Genomic DNA, 17,908 nt, shown 5'->3' with positions numbered 1-17,908 from the left:
AGAAACATGCTCAAGCATGTTTCCTACTTCCAAACAGGGACATCTACACCATCAGATGTTTTTAAAATAACGTTTTTGACAGCGTCTGTGTGGTAATCTTTGACTAATTTTTTGATAGCTGCAGCTTTCTTCGTTTTCTGCCATCCTTTTTTTCCAGATAAGATATTAAACCATTGTTTTGAATCTTTACCGGCCATTTCTTTATAAAGGGAAGTTTTAAAGTCAAGTTTAGCTGGAATAGCATAATTATTATTAACAATTGCTGCATCTACCGATTTTAAAGCCCTTGCCGTTTGACTTGCATCAAGTTCTTTAAAGTTTAAATGCTTTTTATTTTCACTAATATTATTTAGACCTGCAACAGCTCCATTTTTAACATTGAGTTTAATCAAACCAGCAGCTTGCAAGACATATAAGGCACGACTTTCATTAGTCACATCATTTTGAATGGCAATTTTAGCACCATCAGGTAATTCTTTAATGGAGTTATATTTGGCCTTTCCTTGTTGATCTGTCCCAGAGAAAAGATTGATTGGACTAATATAAGTTTCGGCTATGGTTACAATATGGCCTTTATTTTCCTTATTCCAGTTGTCTTGATAAATGTAGGTTTGAAAAGCATTAATATCAACTTCTCCATTTTCAACTGCTTTATTTGGCTGATTATAATCTGTAAATTCCTTATACTTTAGTTTAATACCATCTTTTTTTAGTAACTCTTCAATTTTATCCCAACGAGCTTCATCAGAATCTGTTTTGGTCATCAGACCAACTGTAATGGTTTTGCTATCATTTTGTTTTGAACCACAAGCTGATAAAACTAATGTTGATATGGCAGCTATTCCAATAAAAATCGTTTAAACTTCATCGTTTTCCTCTTTTTCTATATTACTAATTTTAGTTTATAGAAAAGTAGAAGATCTGACAAATTGTTAAAAACAGCAAAGACATATAGGCAAAAACTATATCAAAAAAGAGCTAGATTAACTAGCTCTTTTTTAATAATCTTCTTAATTACCACTTGGTACTTTTAAGTCAGATTTTGAAGGAACATAATCACCGCCAAGGTACTCTTCAGCAAGTTCCTTGATTGTTCCGTCTTCATTTAATTTCTTAATACGTTGGTTAACATATTTTTGAAGTTTTGTTTGGTCTTGACTAAATAGGAAGTAGATATAAGGTTGTTCTTTTGATTTCAACTCAATTGTTTTCAAATTATCTAAGTTTTGATTTTTGATGATTGTTTTAACCGTTGGTGCATCAAAGATCTTGAAATCTGCTTTTCCTTCACTTAAGTTTGCTAACGTTTGCGTAATATTTTCATTGGTGTATTTCAATTCTACTTTTTTAGAAGCTGTCTCATTATATTTCTTCAATTGAGCTTCTGTTGTTGTCCCTTGAACAACTTGTGTGGAATGGCCACCAATATCACTGTATGATTTAATATCTGAATCTTTTGGAACAACTAATACTGATGGTGTTGATCCCGTTGGATATGAGTATAGGTATTTAGAAGCACGCTCTTTACTATAACTGATATTAACACCAGCCATTTGGTATTTATCTGAGTCTAATCCTGTAAAAATAGAAGACCATTCTGTTTTCTTAAATGAAACATCATATTTTTCAGATCCTTTAAAGACTGTTTTAGCTACCTCAATGTCAAATCCTGTTAGTTTGCCATCTTTTTGGTAAGCAAATGGTGCAGTTGCTCCTGAAGTTGCGAACACAACTTTTTCTTTTTCTGAGCCATTAGACTTACTATCTGAGTCTTTAGAACCACACGTTGCCAAGACAAGTGTTGAAGCAAGTGCAAGCCCAGCAAGACCTAAAACTTTTTTCTTTAACATACTATTTCTCCTTAAGCATTATTATTTATATTCTATCATTTTAAAATTCACTTAACTAATAATAAAATCATATCAAGATGATAAGATTAGACTATCAAATAAATCTCAGATTATTTCATATCAAAGTAATTAAGAAGTAATTTTGCATTTTCTACATAATAAGTAACTGCTGTTTCAAGAGCTTGGTCTTTAACCATAAATGTATCATGGTGTAAATCAGGAGCTCCTTCATCCCCATTTGAGCCAATTAATGCAAAGACACCAGGGATTTGTTCTTGATAAGCAGCAAAGTCTTCTCCTCCAGTTAATGGAGGAATTTCGATAACTTGAGCAAAGTTTTTAGAATGTTCAAATACTAAGGGCGTTAGCGTTTCATCGTTATAGGTCACTGTTGGCGTTTGATCCCACTTTATGGAAACCTTTGCTTGAAATTGTTCAGCACTAGCTGTTACAATCCGCTCAAAACGTTCTCTTAACGTTTGTCTTCCTTGTGGATCAAAACTACGAATAGTCCCTTCAAAATAACCAGATTGAGGTAAGACATTCCATGTGGAACCAACATCAATATGTGTCACAGATAATACAGTTGGCTCAAAGGGTGAGGTCATTCGAGAAACAATGGCTTGAAGATTATTTACCATTGTTGTGATTGCAAGCACAGTATCAACACCAAACTCTGGTCTTGCGGCATGTCCACTAACTCCCTCAACTGTAACTGTAAATTTTTCCACTGCAGCCATAATGGCTTTTGACCTCAAACCAATTTGGCCAGGCTTTAAGTGAGGATTATTATGATATCCAATAATTGCTGAGACGCCTTCTAGTCCACCTTGTTCGATAACATGATAAGCACCTTTTGAAACTTCCTCTGCAGGTTGGAAGGTTAGCCTTACCGTTCCTTTCAGCTGTTCTTCTATTTCTTTTAACTTTTCTGCTGCACCTAGCAAAGAAGTTTGATGAAAATCATGTCCACAAGCATGCATGGCACCATTTTGACTAGCATATGGTAGATCGTTTTTTTCTTGTATGGGTAGTGCATCAATATCTGCCCGTAGAGCAATAATGGGATTTCCACTACCAATTTCTGCAATAAATCCCGTCTTTAACCCTTTATCAATAATTGTGATTCCTAAGGCCTCAATGTTTTCTTTTAAAAATTGTGTTGTCTCAAATTCTTTTTCGGAAATCTCAGGATGCTGATGGATATAATGTCTGATTTGATTTAGTTTTTGATAAAATGCCTCTTACTCACTCATTAGTTGCCTACCTTCTTCCACATTTTGTTAGGGATATTTATAACGCAAAATGATCGACTTGTCAAACGATTCAAAAAAGAGACTAAAAAACGTGTCGTTTTTAGTCTCTTATCATGATTGTGTCTTATATTACTTAGAACTGTTTAGCTTCAGTTATTTTTTAGTTTTGTTAAGTAGTGTTTATTAGGAATAGTTAAAAAGGGGGGTCTTTGTTATTTAGTACGTGATTGGAGGCTTGCAGTCATATCTTTAACTGATAATATTTGGTTAACAAAGTCGCTATCTAATTGACGAGCACCAATTTTTGAATCAAGCTGATTTATGGTTTTTTGTGATGATGATAGGATTGTTTCAATATCTTGATCCACTTCAACCTCTTGAGTTTGAATTTGAAGATTATAATTATTTCGTGCTAAATTATAATCTTCAATTACAGCATAGGATTGATTCCAGATAAGATTTTGTAATTTTTCAGTCTCATCTTTAAGAACAGATACTGCACCTTTATTGATATTCCCATTTCCTAGTGATGTTTCAATGTCAGATAGGTTATTAACTTGGTTGGCAATAACTGTCGCAATCTCACCAGCATTTAAACCTGCTGCATTGATAGTATTTACAGTCTCTTTATAAGCAGAAACCGCCTCATGAGCAGTTGCTGTCTCTTCTTGACTCACCGCTTGAGTTTGAACATCTTTATCTTGTGGCGTTTCAACTGCTTGTCCTTCTTTTGTTTGAACAGCCTCAACTGTTACTTCCTGTGTCTTAACCCCATCTTGTTTTGCTGTTTCTGATTTTGGATTTTCCACAGTTTCTTTTTTCGCATCGTTTGGAGTTGAGGTAGAGAGGGTTTCACTATTATCAGTTGTTTTCTTAGTATGAGGTGTAAAGACTTCTACATGAGTGACTTGATTAATTGGATTTAATTTATTTTCAATTACAGTAGTTGTTGTGACAGGATATACACTTTGATAAGGTAAGGCTTTATATACAAACTCTCTCTTTGGTTTTTTATTTGATATTACTTTCTCAATACCAAGCAATAATCCATTGTCATTAATTTCTGTATTTGTAGTAAATTTGATTAAATCTTTATTTAGATCCCTATTATTTTTACCGTTTTTAAATTCGGTAATCATCTTTTGCAACTCAGTTAATTTAAGAACCAATTTTTCATATTGAATATCTAAAGCTTGGTATTTACTATTTACTAAATTAATATCAATAGACAGTTCTCTAGCAATCCTATCTTTAGCGTATAAATTAATCTCATTTACCATTTGTAAAGCTACATCAGCAGACATATATATTGACAAAAGTATCTCAAATTGTTTCATAAATCTAATTCTTATTTGACGCATATGTATGATATTCTTTCTTTAACTCTTCAACTTCTTTTAATAAATTTGATACATCTTTTGCAATATTCCCAGTTGAAGTATCAGTATCTTCTAAGAGTGTATAGCCATTTACTCTATATATTTTTGAAAAATCATCTACTTCTCGACTAACTTGCTTCCTTTCTGGATTTAATATATAATCCACCTTTATATTATCAATTTGTTTCATTTCATTATTTTGAAAACTCATTGATCTAGGATATTCTTTAGGTCTATCAATATATACTGATGAATAAAAATCATCTATAGCATCATCAAGCTCTTGAATTTTTCTATTTGCTGTTCTTATATTTGGGATATAGGAATACCAATTTTTATATGGAGATTTTTTTTCCTGATAAGTAATTTCTTTCGAAATAAAACTTAATATTTCAACTGCATCTTTTGTTTTCTTACTGTTTGAATAATCAAAAATAATTTTATCAATAATTTTAAGCTTATTATAAATTACATTTAGTTGATTAATATATATATTATAATATTCTTTTCTAACCTCATTAAATTTTACGTCAGAACCAACATAGTAATAGAAAGGATATAAATCTGAATGCTGTTTATAAATTTCTTTCACTTCTTTATTGAAGTTACTAATATTATTTTTTAAACTTTCATAAATCAAATTAAAATTTTTAATTCCTAAATTATTAATTCCTTTTTTTATAAAAAGCTTATCTATATGACTATATTCAGGTTTTTCAGTATCTTTATTACTAATACTTAATTTACTTAATGAATTTAAATATTGCTCATATTGCACTGTACTTACTATTAATGTCTCTATAGCATTTTTAAATTCTTTTTCTTTAAACTCTTCACTATTGATCCAATGATTAATATCAAAAAGTTTATCATCTAAAGCTTCAAATGCTACTTTATAATAGTTACTATCAATTAAATCATTATTCTCAAAAAAACTTACTTTAGGATATTTATTATTATCTCTAATGTAACTAATCGCTCCAACCGGCTGACAAGTTGTGGCTACTGTTGCTGCTAGTGTTAAGACTGCCGCTGATTTTAATAATTGCTTTTTCATATATCTCTCTTTTCTTTTTTATTGGATGAATGCTTTTGACTGTTTTTGATAGTTTTGCTTCGTCACAAGACAATATATTAGCAAATTATTAATTTTATGGTAAATTCATTAATTTATAAACATTAACTTCTATTATTACTATTTTTCGTTAATATCATTCGTTATTTAACTGTTGTTAACCTTTTAAGTAATTAATATTATAAATATTTTACAAACTTTGTATCTTTATACCACTCAACTAATGCAATAAATTAATTAAAAAAATATTTGATTTGTCATTACATAATAACATGAATGGTAATTATTCCTTTGTAATAGTTAATCATCAAAGTAGATTTTTTATAAAAAATTTTATTTTTATTTTTTTACTTAACTAGTAATTGAATAGTTATTCTTTTAAAACTTTAAATATACAATAAAATATTCATTATATTCAAATGTAGCTAGATTCCCTTAATTTTAATGAAAAAAAAGATGCCTAGGCATCTTTTGATTTTATAATCCTTCTACGTTATGGTAGACTTTTTGAACATCGTCATCAGCTTCTAGAGCATCGATTAATTTTTCAAATGTTTCTAAGTCTTCGCCTTCCAATGTCACCTCTGATTGTGGAATCATTTCAAGTTCTGTTACTTGGAATTCAGAAATTCCTGATTCTCTAAGAGCTTCAATCCCTTTATGTAAATCTGTTGGTGCTGTATAAACTGTAATTGTCCCTTCATCTGATTCAACATCATCTACTTCAACATCAGCTTCTAATAGTAATTCAAATATGCTATCTGCATCATCACCCGCAAAGACAATGACACCTTTTTTATCAAACATATATGAAACTGAACCTGACGCACCCATATTACCGCCATTTTTACCATAAGCTGAGCGAACATTTGCTGCTGTACGATTTACATTTGAAGTCAGTGTATCGACGATAATCATTGAGCCATTTGGTCCAAATCCTTCGTAACAACCTTCTACGAAGGTTTCATCAGTATTTCCTTTAGCTTTGTCAATAGCCTTATCAATAACATGTTTTGGAACTTGCGCTTGTTTCGCACGTTCTAATACAAATTTTAAAGCAGAGTTAGATTCTGGATCTGGATCACCTTGTTTTGCAGCAACATAGATTTCGACACCAAATTTTGCATAAACTTTTGAGTTAGCACCATCTTTGGCTGTTTTTTTAGCAACAATATTAGCCCACTTACGTCCCATTGGAATATCTCCTCATTCTAGATATGTCATGATATCTTCTTTTTAATTCTTTTTATATGAAAAATAGTTAGCTATTTTTCAGTTAACTCTATTATTATAGCACTTTGAAGCCTATTGGTAAAATGGAAATTACCCCTTTACTCTGCCTCTTTCTTTTGTCTTTCAAGTAATAATTCTTGTATAGATAATGGTTTTCTACCCAAAATGGTTTCAATATCTACTGTTGTTTGAGCCAATTCTCCATTAGCAATTGCGGTATAAGTTGATACCCAAGATTCATATTCCCAATCCTCAGCTTGGTAAGATTTTCGTGATTGATAAGCTTCTTCAATTGTTTCATTGATATAATGGATTTCTTTTTGTTCAAAGTGGCTAACCACTTGGGTAATATCATTCATTGATAATGATTGGGGGCCAGTTAAATTAATGATTTTATTTTCCCATTTTTCTGGCTCTAATAATACCTTTGCTGCAACTTGAGCAACATCATAGCGACTTACAGCTGATACTCGTCCGTCTGCCGCAGGTCCTCTAATTTCACCATTAGATTGACAAAGGTCCAAGAAAAAATCAAGATAAAAGTTATCTCTTAAGAAAGTATAGTTAAAGCCATTTTCTATAATGTAATTTTCGGTTTTTGCATGATCTCTAGCCAGTGTAAAAGTTGAATCTAAATTGGCATTAAAGAAAGAGGTATAAATAATATGTTTAACACCAGCTTTTTTAGCAGCATCAATAAAGGCAAAATGCTCTTTTAGACGATCCTTTGATTCTTTTCCAGAAACCATAAATAAGACATCAGCACCTTTTATTGCTTCTCGAGATTCCTCAGTATCTTCATAGGAAGCTTTATGGACACTCGCATTTGGATAGTAGGGAGCTGCTTCTGGTCTTCTTGCTAGATAACGAACTGATTGCCCTTCATGAGCTAATATTTTAGCAAGTTCTCCTCCAATATGCCCCGTGACACCAGTAATTGCAATTGTTTTCATACCAAGCTCCTTTCAATTACATTTATTATAACATCTTATATTTTAAAGGTCATGAATGCAGTGAAAAAGCTTATCTTTTCAGATAAACTTTGACTGCTATGACTTAATCATTATGGGAATTCTTCCCCAATTTTGTTCATTAATATTAGAATTACCAAGTCGATAAATAAAATCTGCTTTTTGCGTCATCAAATCCCACGGTTCTGAGCCAATTCGACTTATCAATTTTACTTTACTTTTAAGTGACTTTAAATGCTCTTGTCCTTTTACCGTAAAACCTAAAACATGAATAGCATCTGGTAAATCACTGTCAACAGCATTTACTAAAATATAAGTTAGGAGTCGACTCACACGCGCTTTTGTATATCGTTTTGTGGCGACTTTTTCCACTAATTCATCCACAGTTTCCACAGATTTTATGTATTTTTGAATCCTACTTGCCATTTCCTCATTTACTTGACTCACAAGACTTAGGTTTTGATGACTCAGAATTTGGTATTTTAAGTAAGGAAAGTAATTTTTCCAATTAACTTGTGGAGAACCTAAAAGTAACTCTGAATTTGGAACCGACTTATCCACAAATGCTTTATCTTTGATATGGTTTCTGATTGCAGTTGCTGAAGCCAAAGAAGTTTGTTTTTCATTTGAATGGTAAGCAGAACCTTGTCTCTTTATTGGATTAAGTCTAATAGAGGTTTGTGAAGCAGCTTTCGCATAAGTTAACCCCAAGATATGATTAGGTGTATCCCCCGTGAGCTTTACATTAGCAAAGGTTTCCCACATTTTTTGTGTTTTTTGTGGATAAGTTAAGTGATTAGGTAGATTTTCAAGAAACACAAGCATTTCTTTCTCATTTTTCTTGTAAATATCAGCAAGCTCTTGATAGTCTACTCCTTCTTCTGTTCCAAAAGCTAAGTTATCCACACCCAACTTCTCAAGAATGTCTATTGAACCTTTTGCAAAATAATCTGCTGATTGGACAGATACCAAAAATGGTAACTCAACAACAATATCTGCACCATTTTCAAGTGCCATTTGAGCTCTTGTCCACTTATCCACAATAGCTGGTTCTCCTCTTTGAACAAAGTTACCAGACATAGCAATCACTTTAAGACCTTTTGCTTGTTGCAATAAGTATTTATGACCATTATGAAAGGGATTAAACTCTGCAATAATTCCTGTAACTGTCATTATTTTTGTGCCACAAAGAACCAGCGTTGACTTGTTTTTGTGGGCTCCTTATCTTCAAAATCTGCAAATAAAGCAAAAGATTTAAATCCTGCTTGCTCTAACAAAACATCATAAGTTAAAACATCATAAGTTCTTTCTTCATGAACTTCATCAAAACGACTAAAACGACCATCCGCATCTTTTATAAAGAATGTTAACTCATGGACAATTGAATAGGGTGCTTGATCTTCAAAACTATCCCATACCATGGCAAAATCCTCTGCATTTTCATGATAAGAATACCCCGGAAAGACTTGATCAATCTGGTAAGTTGAGTGAACATCAAAAATAAAAACTCCTTCTTCATTTAAAGCATTATAAACCTCTTTAAAGACGTCTCCCACCTCAACTTCATCTTGCATATAACAAATAGAGTCAGAATAACAAGTGACAAAATCATAGTGTCCAGCTTGAGATAAATCTAGCATATTTCCTTCAATAAATGAAATAGACTGATTAGCTGACTTAGCTCTTTTTTTTGCAACCTGTAACATCTCTGAACTTAAATCTAATCCAGTTACATCAAAACCAGCTTGTGAGAAACGAACGGACTGAATTCCGGTACCACACGCCATTTCTAATAATTTATTTTTATTTTTGCTTTTTGGAAGATGTCTTAAACTAAATTCAGTCCAACGGTCATAGAGACTATCATCCATAATGGCATCATAAACTTCAGCAAATGTTTCATAATTTTTTTGCATAACCTAAAACTTCCTTACTCAATCTATATGATTTCAGCTAAATATAACTAACCTTTATGCTTAAAAACCCTGTCCATTGACAAGGTTAAATGCTATGCTAAATAAGATTCTATATCAACTACTGGTGCTTCATGCCACAATTTTTCGAGATTATAATGACTGCGCTCATCCTCTGAAAAGATATGGACAACGACATCATTAAGGTCTAAAAGCACCCAACCTGCTTTACTATCCCCTTCGATATGGCTTGCATCAAAGCCTGCTTTTCTAACTAGCTCACGAATGTTATCAGCAATAGCTTCTAACTGACGGCTATTACTAGCACTTAATATGACAAAATAATCTGTAAGGCTTGTCAAACCTTCTAAGTCAAGCGCTAAAATATCCTCAGCACGTTTTTCATCTGCTGCTTTTACAACAATTTCTAATAATTCTGTTTTAGTCAAATTACTTCCTCTTTATGTTAATGTTATTTCTTCCCAAATATGATCAAACTCTACAAGGTCTGCAAATCGATTTTGCCAAATGATTTCTTCATAATAGTTTACTAACTGTTTAGCAGTAATATAAGGATTATTACTTGTAGTTGTGGCACCTTTTGGAACAATAATCTCATAACCTTTTTCAAAAGCCACTTTTATAGTGGTATCAATACAATAATTAGTTGCCATGCCTATCACAATTATTTGTTCTATTTGAAGGTCTTTTAAAATCTCTTCTAGTTTCGTTTCTTTAAAAGTACTATTATAAGACTTATCAATGATAATATCTGTTTTTTCTGGCCTTATCTCGTCCTCTATCCGCCAAGCAGTTGAGCCTGGTATCAATGCCTCATCTTGATGTCGCACATAGATCACTGTAATATCCCTTTTTCGTGCTTGATCAATAAGAGACTTAACTTTGGCTAGAAAAGTTTCAAGCTGATAAGGTTTCTCAGTAATCAATCCTTTTTGAATATCAATGACAAGAAGAGCTGTCTTCATATTACTCCTTCATGAATCCAACAAATGCATTATAGGTATCTATTGTTTGTGGGTAAATGGTTTGACACTTTTGTGCTAAAAAAGTCACAGTGTGTACTGTCTCAAATGCAACAGCTTTATCAAGACTCTCTTTAGCAATTTTTCTAGCTTCAGATACAATGGGAAAAGCTCTGCCTTCCTCAATGTAATCTGCTACATAAATCACTTTATCCAAAAGTGTCATCTCTTTAGCCCCAACGGTATGAATCTCGATAGCTCTTAAGATATCTTTATCATTCAAACCAAAATCTTCTTTGATTTGATAGATGCCAACCATACCATGCCAAACATTATTGTTCCAATTTTTCAAATCTGGATCAAGTTGATATTGATCTATCAAGCTTATAAAGCGTTCATCTGACATTTCTTTAGCATAATCATGCAAGAGAGCTGCTATACTAGCTTTCTCAGTATCAGCGCCATATTGATTTGCCAGTGAAATGGCTGCTTTTTCAACACCTAAAACATGTTTAAAACGTTTTTCACTCATATTTGAAGCTATTTTTTCAAGTAGTGCTTCTCTATTCATACCAAGGTAGTTTTCATAGTTCATTGATACAAACCTTCTTCCTCAATATAGTTTAAGACAGACTTAGGTAATAGAAAATTAGGAGTTTTTTGATTAGCAATAAATTGTCGAACCATGCTTGATGAAATATCCATCATTGGGACATCAACCCAAATAACCGGATATGATGTTCCAGCCTTATATTTTGGTCTTTGAACACCAACAAATTGAACCATATCAATCAACTCATCAATACGATGCCAAGTCCGAAGATAGTCTACCATATCTGCACCAATGATAAAATAATAGTCTACATCGGGATTCTTTTCAGTTAATAATTTCATAGTTTCATAAGTATAACTGATCCCTCGACGTTCAAGTTCAATGGTTTCAATAGCCAATCCTTCTACACCTTCAATAGCTAGTTCTAACATCTTTAAACGATGTTTTTCATCTATTGTTTCTTTATGATCTACATGGGGTGGTGTAAATTCTGGCATTAAGAGGACTTGATCCAAGCAAAGTTGTTGTCTAACTTGATCTGCCACCACTAAATGTGCATTATGTACGGGATTAAAATTGCCGCCTAGTATTCCAATTTGTTTTCGATTTGTGTCTCTAACCTCTTCTTCAAGTTTAACCTTGGTAAAGGGAGTTAACAGTTCAATTGCCATATCTTCTCCAAAAATATTTCTAAGGCATGTTTATTGTATAGCTTTTACCTTTGGTGATAATTTACGATTTTCTTTTTTAGATGAAACTTTATACAAAATGATAATACGACCAATCTTCAAAACGGTATCACTACCTATCTCTTCTTCTAAGATCTCAGCAACCTCGTGAATATCTTCGTCAGTATTTTGAAGCAATGTCACTTTGATTAATTCTCTAGCATCTAAAGCCTGACGGATACTCGTTTTAATTTGATCATTTAGACCATTTTTCCCAATTTGCACAATTGGTTTTAGATGATGTGCTTCAGATTTTAAGAAAGCACGTTGTTTACTTGTAAGCATATTTTTCCTCTTTGTTTATATTAAAGCTTTTCTGATAATAACACTGACACCTTCCGGTGCCCATGCAGCAACTACTGTTGCGGACTTGGGATTTACTCTAATCCATCCTAAACCAGAATAGACAATATCTGTTTTTTCATGAATAGTAAATTCATGTCTTATTAATTTAGGAAACTCAGACAGCTCTTTATCAGTTGGTGGAACTAGTAAATGACCAACATGTTTTTCATAGAATGCTGTAGCACCTTCTAATTTAGTACGATGTATTTTGAGGTTATTATCAAAGTAAGCAGTAAAACCTTGCTTTTCACCTGAAACAAAGTCAAATCTAGCTAAACCAGCTAAAAATAAGGTTTGTTCAGGATTTAATTGGTATGTTTTTGGCTTTATCTCCTTTTTTGGACTAATGTACTTAAGATTCCTAGCCCCTAAATAATGAGCCATTTGGTGTCGATGAATAATACCTGGTGTATCAAAGATAAAAGAGCCATCATCTAAAGGAATTTCAATTTTATCTAGAGTTGTCCCTGGAAAACGAGATGTCGTAATAACATCTTTGTCTCCTGTGATTTCTTGAATAATAGCATTAATAAGTGTTGATTTCCCAACATTAGTCACACCCACAACGTAAACGTCACGACCTTTTCGCAATTGATTAATTTTTGTAATCAACTCTTTGATAGCTTCATTGTTTTGTGCTGAAGTCAAGATGACATCTAAAGGTCTCATCCCTTCTTCATGAGCACGTTCTGTTAACCACTGTGTTACTTTTTGATTTTTAACTGACTTAGGTAAGATATCTTTTTTATTTCCAACTAGTAACACATCATTACCAGAAATAAATCGGGACAATCCTGGAATAACTGATCCATTAAAGTCAAAAATATCAACAACATTAACTACTAATGCATCACTGTCACCAACTTCATGAAGTAAGGTTAGAAATTCATCATCAGTAATATTGACATCAACGATTTCATTGTAATGTCGTAACCTAAAACAACGCTGGCAGTATAATTCACCTGTTTCCATTCCTTTTTCTAAGGCTGCTTTTGGTGTATAGCCAGCTTTTTCTTTATCAGTAGTTTGTATTTTTGCACCACAACCAATGCAGAATAATTCTTCCATTAAATTCCTTTGTTATATGTTATTTTACCATGTTTAGCTTCAATCTTAGACCAAACACGTTTTTCTCTTGCTCGATTAAATTTGGTATTCCAAGCATCAGATTTGACCAAAGGTCTAACAAGAATTGATTTGATACCAACTCTATTTGCTGCACGAATATCAGTCATGAGTTGGTCACCAACCATAGCAACTTCATCTGGTGAAAAGCCGTAGCGTTCGATAGCCGTTCTTAAACCTCTAGCAAATGGTTTCATAGCACGACTGACAAAATCAACACCGAATTTTTCCACTGCACGACTGACACGACGATGATTATTATTAGAAACTACAACAACTGGAATATCCGCTTTTGTCATCTCATCCAGCCATGCACGAAGTTCATCTGTCCCATCAGGATTGTTCCAAGCAACTAGTGTATTGTCTAAATCAACTAAAACAGCTTTAATGCCATGACGTAGTAATGCTTCTGGTTTTAAATCAAATACAGCTTCGACCACAAAGGTCGGCTTATAATCTTCAGTACTCATTTTCTCTCCAAAAATAATTTTTACCATTTATTTTATCATATTTTGAGTAAAAAATCATCTGACAATTCATTGATTAAATTGACTGGATCAGGAAAATAAAAAGACAGCTTTCAGCTGTCTTTTTATTAGTCTTCGTTCACGTAAGGCATAAGTGCCATAACACGAGCACGTTTGATTGCTGTTGTTACTTTACGTTGATTTTTAGCTGAAGTTCCAGTTACACGACGAGGAAGAATTTTTCCACGTTCTGAAACAAAACGGCTAAGAAGTTCAGTATCTTTGTAATCAACATATTCAATTTTGTTAGCTGCGATAAAATCAACTTTTTTACGGCGTTTGAATCCGCCACGACGTTGTTGAGCCATGTTTAGTTCTCCTTTATATTCTCTTAATTTGGAAAAGCTAGAAATAACTCTAAATGATTTTCTAATATACTTTTCCCTTTACTCAAAGTAAATTGAGTATTTGTCCAATTCCTTAGAATGGAAGATCATCATCTGAGATATCCATTGGATTTGAGTTTCCAAATGGACTTTCATCTCTACCAAAATTTGGTGTTTGTTGTTGTGAAGATGAATAGTTACTCGATGAGCTATTATAGCCACCAGAATTATAAGAACTATTTGAGTTACCTTCACGTGTAGCACGACTTTCCAACATTTGGAAATTGTCTGCAATAACTTCTGTTACGTATACACGTTGACCTTGTTGATTTTCATAGTTACGTGTTTGAATACGCCCTGTGATACCGACAAGTGATCCTTTTTTAGCCCAATTTGCTAAATTTTCAGCTGATTGGCGCCAAATGACACAGTTAATAAAATCTGCCTCACGTTCACCATTTTGGCTTTTAAAAGTTCTGTTAACAGCAAGTGTAAAAGTAGCAACAGCTACTTGACTTGGTGTGTAACGGAGTTCTGCATCTTTGGTCATACGACCAACTAGTACTACATTATTTATCATAAAACACCTTCTTAAGCGTCGAGTTTAACGATCATATGACGAAGAATGTCACCGTTGATTTTTGAAAGACGATCAAACTCGTTAAGAGCTGTATCTTCGTTAGCTTCAACGTTAACAATGTGGTATAGTCCTTCACGGAAATCATTGATTTCGTATGCAAGACGACGTTTTTCCCAATCTTTTGAATCAACAACAGTTGCACCATTGTCAGTTAAGATAGAGTCAAAGCGTGATACCAAAGCAGTTTTTGCTTCTTCTTCAATGTTTGGACGAATAATATAAAGAATTTCGTATTTTGCCATTGATAGTTCCTCCTTTTGGTCTAATGACTCATGGTCTTTGCCACGAGTAAGTGAGGGTATTCTCACAAGATAGTATTATAACTTAAATTAATATTAGTTGCAAGTATAAACTAAAGAAAAAGATAGCTTAAAAGCTATCTTCCTTTCTTATTTTATTTAAAGAATGAGACCTAGGATTGAAATAATAAGAGGAATAAAGAAAACCAATTATTGTTTGTTGTATTCGTCTTTATTCGACTATCTCTCCTTTTTATTATAAATTTTCTATTTATCCTTTAAGTATAGATCATTTTAAAAATATGTTAAACAATATCTCCGTTTTTGTATCTTGCTATATGCATAAGACCCTCCATTTTGAAACTTCTTATTCACTGAGCGACAATAACAAATACTTGTGAATCATTCACCGTTCTTTAAATTTTAAATCTTTTACTAATCATAATGATTAAAAATTGGTCCTGAGCTCTTTGGCCAATCTACTCATACAGACCTATTATGCTATTTGTGATCACAATTTTAAAACTAAGTGTAAAGTTTTTTGTGCCTACCTAATTGAAGACTTTTAATCTCCATTTTTATACCGAGCAACATGTGGTTTCATCATAAGAATTCCTCCTTATAAATCTGTTTCTTTAGTCATCTTTCTTTATACTTAAATTATAATGTAAACGATTCCAAAAATCAATAAAAAAGTTCTTTTTTTATTTTTAAATTTCTTATTATAAGACCTTAAGATACTTTGGTACAATAAGAATATGAAAAATTTAAAAGACTATGGCATTGAGATGTGGGATAAAGCAAAAATCATTTCCTTTCGAAAAACCTTACTCAATTGGTATGACTTAGAAAAAAGAGACTTACCTTGGCGTCGGACAAAAAATCCTTATCATATTTGGATTTCTGAGATTATGCTGCAACAAACTCAAGTAGTTACTGTCATTCCTTATTATGAGCGATTTTTAGAATGGTTCCCGAAAATTGACGATTTAGCTAATGCCGACGAAGAAAGATTATTGAAAGCGTGGGAAGGGCTTGGCTATTATTCAAGGGTGAGAAATATGCAGGCTGCTGCTAAGCAGATCATGACGGAATTCAATGGAGTATTTCCTAGTCACTATCACTCTATCTTAAGTCTAAAAGGGATTGGACCTTACACTGCAGGGGCTATTGCTAGTATTGCCTTTGATTTGCCAGAGCCTGCTGTTGATGGGAATGTTATGCGTGTCATTGCAAGACTTTTTGAAGTCAATGCTGATATTGGCGACCCCAAAAATAGAGGAATTTTCCAAGAAATCATGACGATTTTAATTGATCCTGATCGCCCAGGCGATTTTAATCAAGCATTAATGGACCTCGGAACGGACATTGAGTCTGCCAAAAATCCAAGACCAGAAGAATCCCCTATCAGAGCTTTCAACGCTGCTTATCTACACCAAACTTATGACAAATATCCTATTAAATTACCTAAGAAAAAGCCAAAAACTCTTTATTTTCAAGCTTTTGTCATTCAAAATGAAAAAAATGAATTTCTTCTTGAAAAAAATACAAGCGGACGACTTCTTGGTGGTTTTTGGTCATTTCCCCTAATTGAACAATCTATAGAACCTCAACAGTTAAATCTCTTTAATACAGAAAAAACAGTTGAACAACCACGACTTATGTCTCAAGAAAAAAACTTTGAAAGAAACTACCAATATCAGCCTAAATGGACTTCTTCTCAATTTGAAGTTGTAAAGCATACTTTTAGTCATCAAAAGTGGCATATTAGGCTTAAAGAAGGATTTGTAAAAAACTCAGATCATTTAACATCTGAAAATATTACCTGGGTAAAAATCAAAGATTTAGAAAAGTTTCCTTTAGCAACACCTCAAAAGAAAATGATGGCTACTTATTTTAACGAAAATAAAAATTGAAATAAATTATCTCTTTAAGAAATTCTTAAGTTTTCATGAGTATACTACAGTTAATCCTAAAATTTTTCTTTTTCTCAAATAAAGAGCCAAGCTAACTTGGCTCTTTATTTTTATGCTTTTTTCTCTCGAACTAGTTCAAGACAATTATGTTTTTGATGACAATGTGGACAAGTCAATTTTCTTGTTTTTGGCGTATGTGACGCTATTGAGAAAGCAAGATAACTTGGTTTAAATGTATGATGATAATTTGGGCATAGATATATTCAACTTGATCAATATAAGTTTTTACCAACAAAGTTGTTGCTAATATATAAAAGAAGACCAATAGACCTATGAGCCATTTTTGATTAAAGTGAGTTGCTAAATAAAGCAAACAACCCAAAATAACTATTAGGCTTATTAGTGCAATAAATAGTTTTAGTTGCAATATTTTCCATGATTTTTTATTTTTCATCGTCAGTGAAAGGTCAGATAAATACATCAATGGAGAAATTTGATTTTGGTTTGGTATGCTGTCAAGCAACTTGACAACTGTGTCAAGTTGGTCTTTTTTTAAAGCAATTTCTTCTTTTAATTCCATTGACCTTTGATTGAGTAATAATATTAATATTTGGCTAGCCTTATCTTCTCTTAACAGTGACTTAATAGCTTCGATTGAAAAATCAAGTTGTCTTAAGAATGTAATCACTTCTAGTTGTTTGATTTCTGCTTGAGAATAAAGTCGTCTTCCGCCTTCGGTTACTTGATAAGGCTTAAGGAGTCCCCTTTTATCATAATATTGAACTGTTCGAACACTAACTTTCGCTATTTTTGCGGTTTCTCCAGTTGTATAAGTCTGAACCACTTCGA

The 17,908-nt window shown here is 32.7% G+C and carries 21 protein-coding genes; 1 reads left to right on the top strand and 20 read right to left on the bottom strand.

The genetic code is table 11. From position 1 onward, the window contains the following. Positions 1–23 precede the first annotated feature (23 nt). The 19 genes from STRUR_RS01285 to rpsF all read right to left on the bottom strand — a co-directional run bounded on the left by STRUR_RS01285 (position 24) and on the right by rpsF (position 15,146). Positions 24–854, bottom strand: coding sequence for a MetQ/NlpA family ABC transporter substrate-binding protein (locus tag STRUR_RS01285; RefSeq protein WP_037595686.1), 831 nt, complete (start codon positions 852–854; stop codon positions 24–26). Between the two features lie 156 nt (positions 855–1,010). Continuing rightward, positions 1,011–1,850, bottom strand: coding sequence for a transporter substrate-binding domain-containing protein (locus STRUR_RS01280; RefSeq protein ID WP_006739134.1), 840 nt, complete (start codon positions 1,848–1,850; stop codon positions 1,011–1,013). Positions 1,851–1,960: 110 nt separating this feature from the next. After that, complete coding sequence (locus STRUR_RS01275; RefSeq protein ID WP_081479425.1) at positions 1,961–3,067, bottom strand: amidohydrolase; 1,107 nt, start codon at positions 3,065–3,067, stop codon at positions 1,961–1,963. Positions 3,068–3,318: 251 nt separating this feature from the next. Further along, positions 3,319–4,443 carry a hypothetical protein gene (locus tag STRUR_RS01270; protein WP_006738826.1) on the bottom strand — a complete coding sequence of 375 codons (1,125 nt, stop codon included), beginning with the start codon at positions 4,441–4,443 and terminating at the stop codon, positions 3,319–3,321. A 4-nt stretch (positions 4,444–4,447) separates the two neighbouring features. Continuing rightward, the gene (locus STRUR_RS01265) at positions 4,448–5,542 is read right to left on the bottom strand and encodes a coagulase domain-containing protein (protein WP_006740328.1); all 1,095 of its coding nucleotides are present in this window, start codon (positions 5,540–5,542) and stop codon (positions 4,448–4,450) included. A gap of 495 nt (positions 5,543–6,037) precedes the next feature. Then, entirely contained in the window at positions 6,038–6,754 is a 717-nt protein-coding gene (locus STRUR_RS01260; RefSeq protein ID WP_006739758.1) for a YebC/PmpR family DNA-binding transcriptional regulator, read from the bottom strand. A 137-nt stretch (positions 6,755–6,891) separates the two neighbouring features. Next, the gene (locus STRUR_RS01255; protein ID WP_006739191.1) at positions 6,892–7,746 is read right to left on the bottom strand and encodes an SDR family oxidoreductase; all 855 of its coding nucleotides are present in this window, start codon (positions 7,744–7,746) and stop codon (positions 6,892–6,894) included. A 96-nt stretch (positions 7,747–7,842) separates the two neighbouring features. Next, positions 7,843–8,937, bottom strand: a complete 1,095-nt coding sequence (locus tag STRUR_RS01250; RefSeq protein ID WP_006740346.1) for a nucleotidyltransferase — start codon at positions 8,935–8,937, stop codon at positions 7,843–7,845. Next, positions 8,937–9,680, bottom strand: a complete 744-nt coding sequence (locus tag STRUR_RS01245) for a class I SAM-dependent DNA methyltransferase (protein ID WP_006740013.1) — start codon at positions 9,678–9,680, stop codon at positions 8,937–8,939. The genes STRUR_RS01250 and STRUR_RS01245 overlap by 1 nt, the downstream gene beginning before the upstream one ends. A 92-nt stretch (positions 9,681–9,772) precedes the next feature. After that, positions 9,773–10,126 (bottom strand): ribosome silencing factor, encoded by a 354-nt coding sequence (gene rsfS / locus STRUR_RS01240; protein ID WP_006739511.1) that lies wholly within the window; start codon positions 10,124–10,126, stop codon positions 9,773–9,775. A 12-nt stretch (positions 10,127–10,138) separates the two neighbouring features. Then, the gene (locus STRUR_RS01235) at positions 10,139–10,663 is read right to left on the bottom strand and encodes a cysteine hydrolase family protein (protein ID WP_006739543.1); all 525 of its coding nucleotides are present in this window, start codon (positions 10,661–10,663) and stop codon (positions 10,139–10,141) included. Position 10,664: 1 nt separating this feature from the next. Further along, the gene (gene yqeK, locus STRUR_RS01230) at positions 10,665–11,255 is read right to left on the bottom strand and encodes a bis(5'-nucleosyl)-tetraphosphatase (symmetrical) YqeK (RefSeq protein WP_006739954.1); all 591 of its coding nucleotides are present in this window, start codon (positions 11,253–11,255) and stop codon (positions 10,665–10,667) included. Beyond that, positions 11,252–11,884, bottom strand: a complete 633-nt coding sequence (locus tag STRUR_RS01225; RefSeq protein WP_006740146.1) for a nicotinate-nucleotide adenylyltransferase — start codon at positions 11,882–11,884, stop codon at positions 11,252–11,254. The genes yqeK and STRUR_RS01225 overlap by 4 nt, the downstream gene beginning before the upstream one ends. A 30-nt stretch (positions 11,885–11,914) precedes the next feature. Next, positions 11,915–12,226 carry a ribosome assembly RNA-binding protein YhbY gene (yhbY, locus tag STRUR_RS01220; RefSeq protein WP_006738747.1) on the bottom strand — a complete coding sequence of 104 codons (312 nt, stop codon included), beginning with the start codon at positions 12,224–12,226 and terminating at the stop codon, positions 11,915–11,917. 15 nt (positions 12,227–12,241) lie between these two features. Next, a complete protein-coding gene (gene yqeH, locus STRUR_RS01215) occupies positions 12,242–13,354 on the bottom strand; it encodes a ribosome biogenesis GTPase YqeH (protein ID WP_006739679.1) in 1,113 nt (370 codons plus the stop codon). Next, the gene (locus STRUR_RS01210) at positions 13,354–13,881 is read right to left on the bottom strand and encodes a YqeG family HAD IIIA-type phosphatase (protein WP_006740188.1); all 528 of its coding nucleotides are present in this window, start codon (positions 13,879–13,881) and stop codon (positions 13,354–13,356) included. The genes yqeH and STRUR_RS01210 overlap by 1 nt, the downstream gene beginning before the upstream one ends. Before the next feature lie 125 nt (positions 13,882–14,006). After that, positions 14,007–14,246, bottom strand: a complete 240-nt coding sequence (gene rpsR, locus STRUR_RS01205) for a 30S ribosomal protein S18 (protein ID WP_002983142.1) — start codon at positions 14,244–14,246, stop codon at positions 14,007–14,009. 112 nt (positions 14,247–14,358) lie between these two features. Further along, positions 14,359–14,844 (bottom strand): single-stranded DNA-binding protein, encoded by a 486-nt coding sequence (locus STRUR_RS01200; protein WP_006738971.1) that lies wholly within the window; start codon positions 14,842–14,844, stop codon positions 14,359–14,361. Positions 14,845–14,855: 11 nt separating this feature from the next. Next, the gene (rpsF, locus tag STRUR_RS01195) at positions 14,856–15,146 is read right to left on the bottom strand and encodes a 30S ribosomal protein S6 (RefSeq protein WP_006738668.1); all 291 of its coding nucleotides are present in this window, start codon (positions 15,144–15,146) and stop codon (positions 14,856–14,858) included. A 755-nt stretch (positions 15,147–15,901) separates the two neighbouring features. Here rpsF and mutY point away from each other — a divergent pair. Continuing rightward, complete coding sequence (gene mutY, locus STRUR_RS01190; RefSeq protein ID WP_006739425.1) at positions 15,902–17,059, top strand: A/G-specific adenine glycosylase; 1,158 nt, start codon at positions 15,902–15,904, stop codon at positions 17,057–17,059. 202 nt (positions 17,060–17,261) lie between these two features. Here mutY and STRUR_RS01185 read toward each other — a convergent pair whose 3' ends face one another. Further along, entirely contained in the window at positions 17,262–17,903 is a 642-nt protein-coding gene (locus STRUR_RS01185) for a MerR family transcriptional regulator (protein ID WP_006739786.1), read from the bottom strand. Positions 17,904–17,908 lie beyond the last annotated feature (5 nt).

This window comes from Streptococcus urinalis 2285-97, assembly GCF_000188055.2.
GTDB lineage: Bacteria > Bacillota > Bacilli > Lactobacillales > Streptococcaceae > Streptococcus > Streptococcus urinalis.
The sequence above is the reverse complement of the archived record's forward strand: the minus strand, read 5'-3'. Positions and strand labels throughout refer to the sequence as shown.

Bases quoted from the DNA above. Each gene is read 5' to 3' on its own strand.
- mutY (WP_006739425.1), top strand. From the start codon at position 15,902: ATGAAAAATTTAAAAGACTATGGCATTGAGATGTGGGATAAAGCAAAA.
- yqeH (WP_006739679.1), bottom strand. From the start codon at position 13,354: ATGGAAGAATTATTCTGCATTGGTTGTGGTGCAAAAATACAAACTACT.
- STRUR_RS01210 (WP_006740188.1), bottom strand. From the start codon at position 13,881: ATGAGTACTGAAGATTATAAGCCGACCTTTGTGGTCGAAGCTGTATTT.
- STRUR_RS01270 (WP_006738826.1), bottom strand. From the start codon at position 4,443: ATGAAACAATTTGAGATACTTTTGTCAATATATATGTCTGCTGATGTA.
- STRUR_RS01200 (WP_006738971.1), bottom strand. From the start codon at position 14,844: ATGATAAATAATGTAGTACTAGTTGGTCGTATGACCAAAGATGCAGAA.
- rpsF (WP_006738668.1), bottom strand. From the start codon at position 15,146: ATGGCAAAATACGAAATTCTTTATATTATTCGTCCAAACATTGAAGAA.
- yqeK (WP_006739954.1), bottom strand. From the start codon at position 11,255: ATGAACTATGAAAACTACCTTGGTATGAATAGAGAAGCACTACTTGAA.
- STRUR_RS01280 (WP_006739134.1), bottom strand. From the start codon at position 1,850: ATGTTAAAGAAAAAAGTTTTAGGTCTTGCTGGGCTTGCACTTGCTTCA.
- STRUR_RS01260 (WP_006739758.1), bottom strand. From the start codon at position 6,754: ATGGGACGTAAGTGGGCTAATATTGTTGCTAAAAAAACAGCCAAAGAT.
- STRUR_RS01235 (WP_006739543.1), bottom strand. From the start codon at position 10,663: ATGAAGACAGCTCTTCTTGTCATTGATATTCAAAAAGGATTGATTACT.
- STRUR_RS01255 (WP_006739191.1), bottom strand. From the start codon at position 7,746: ATGAAAACAATTGCAATTACTGGTGTCACGGGGCATATTGGAGGAGAA.
- STRUR_RS01265 (WP_006740328.1), bottom strand. From the start codon at position 5,542: ATGAAAAAGCAATTATTAAAATCAGCGGCAGTCTTAACACTAGCAGCA.
- STRUR_RS01245 (WP_006740013.1), bottom strand. From the start codon at position 9,680: ATGCAAAAAAATTATGAAACATTTGCTGAAGTTTATGATGCCATTATG.
- rpsR (WP_002983142.1), bottom strand. From the start codon at position 14,246: ATGGCTCAACAACGTCGTGGCGGATTCAAACGCCGTAAAAAAGTTGAT.
- yhbY (WP_006738747.1), bottom strand. From the start codon at position 12,226: ATGCTTACAAGTAAACAACGTGCTTTCTTAAAATCTGAAGCACATCAT.
- STRUR_RS01250 (WP_006740346.1), bottom strand. From the start codon at position 8,937: ATGACAGTTACAGGAATTATTGCAGAGTTTAATCCCTTTCATAATGGT.
- STRUR_RS01225 (WP_006740146.1), bottom strand. From the start codon at position 11,884: ATGGCAATTGAACTGTTAACTCCCTTTACCAAGGTTAAACTTGAAGAA.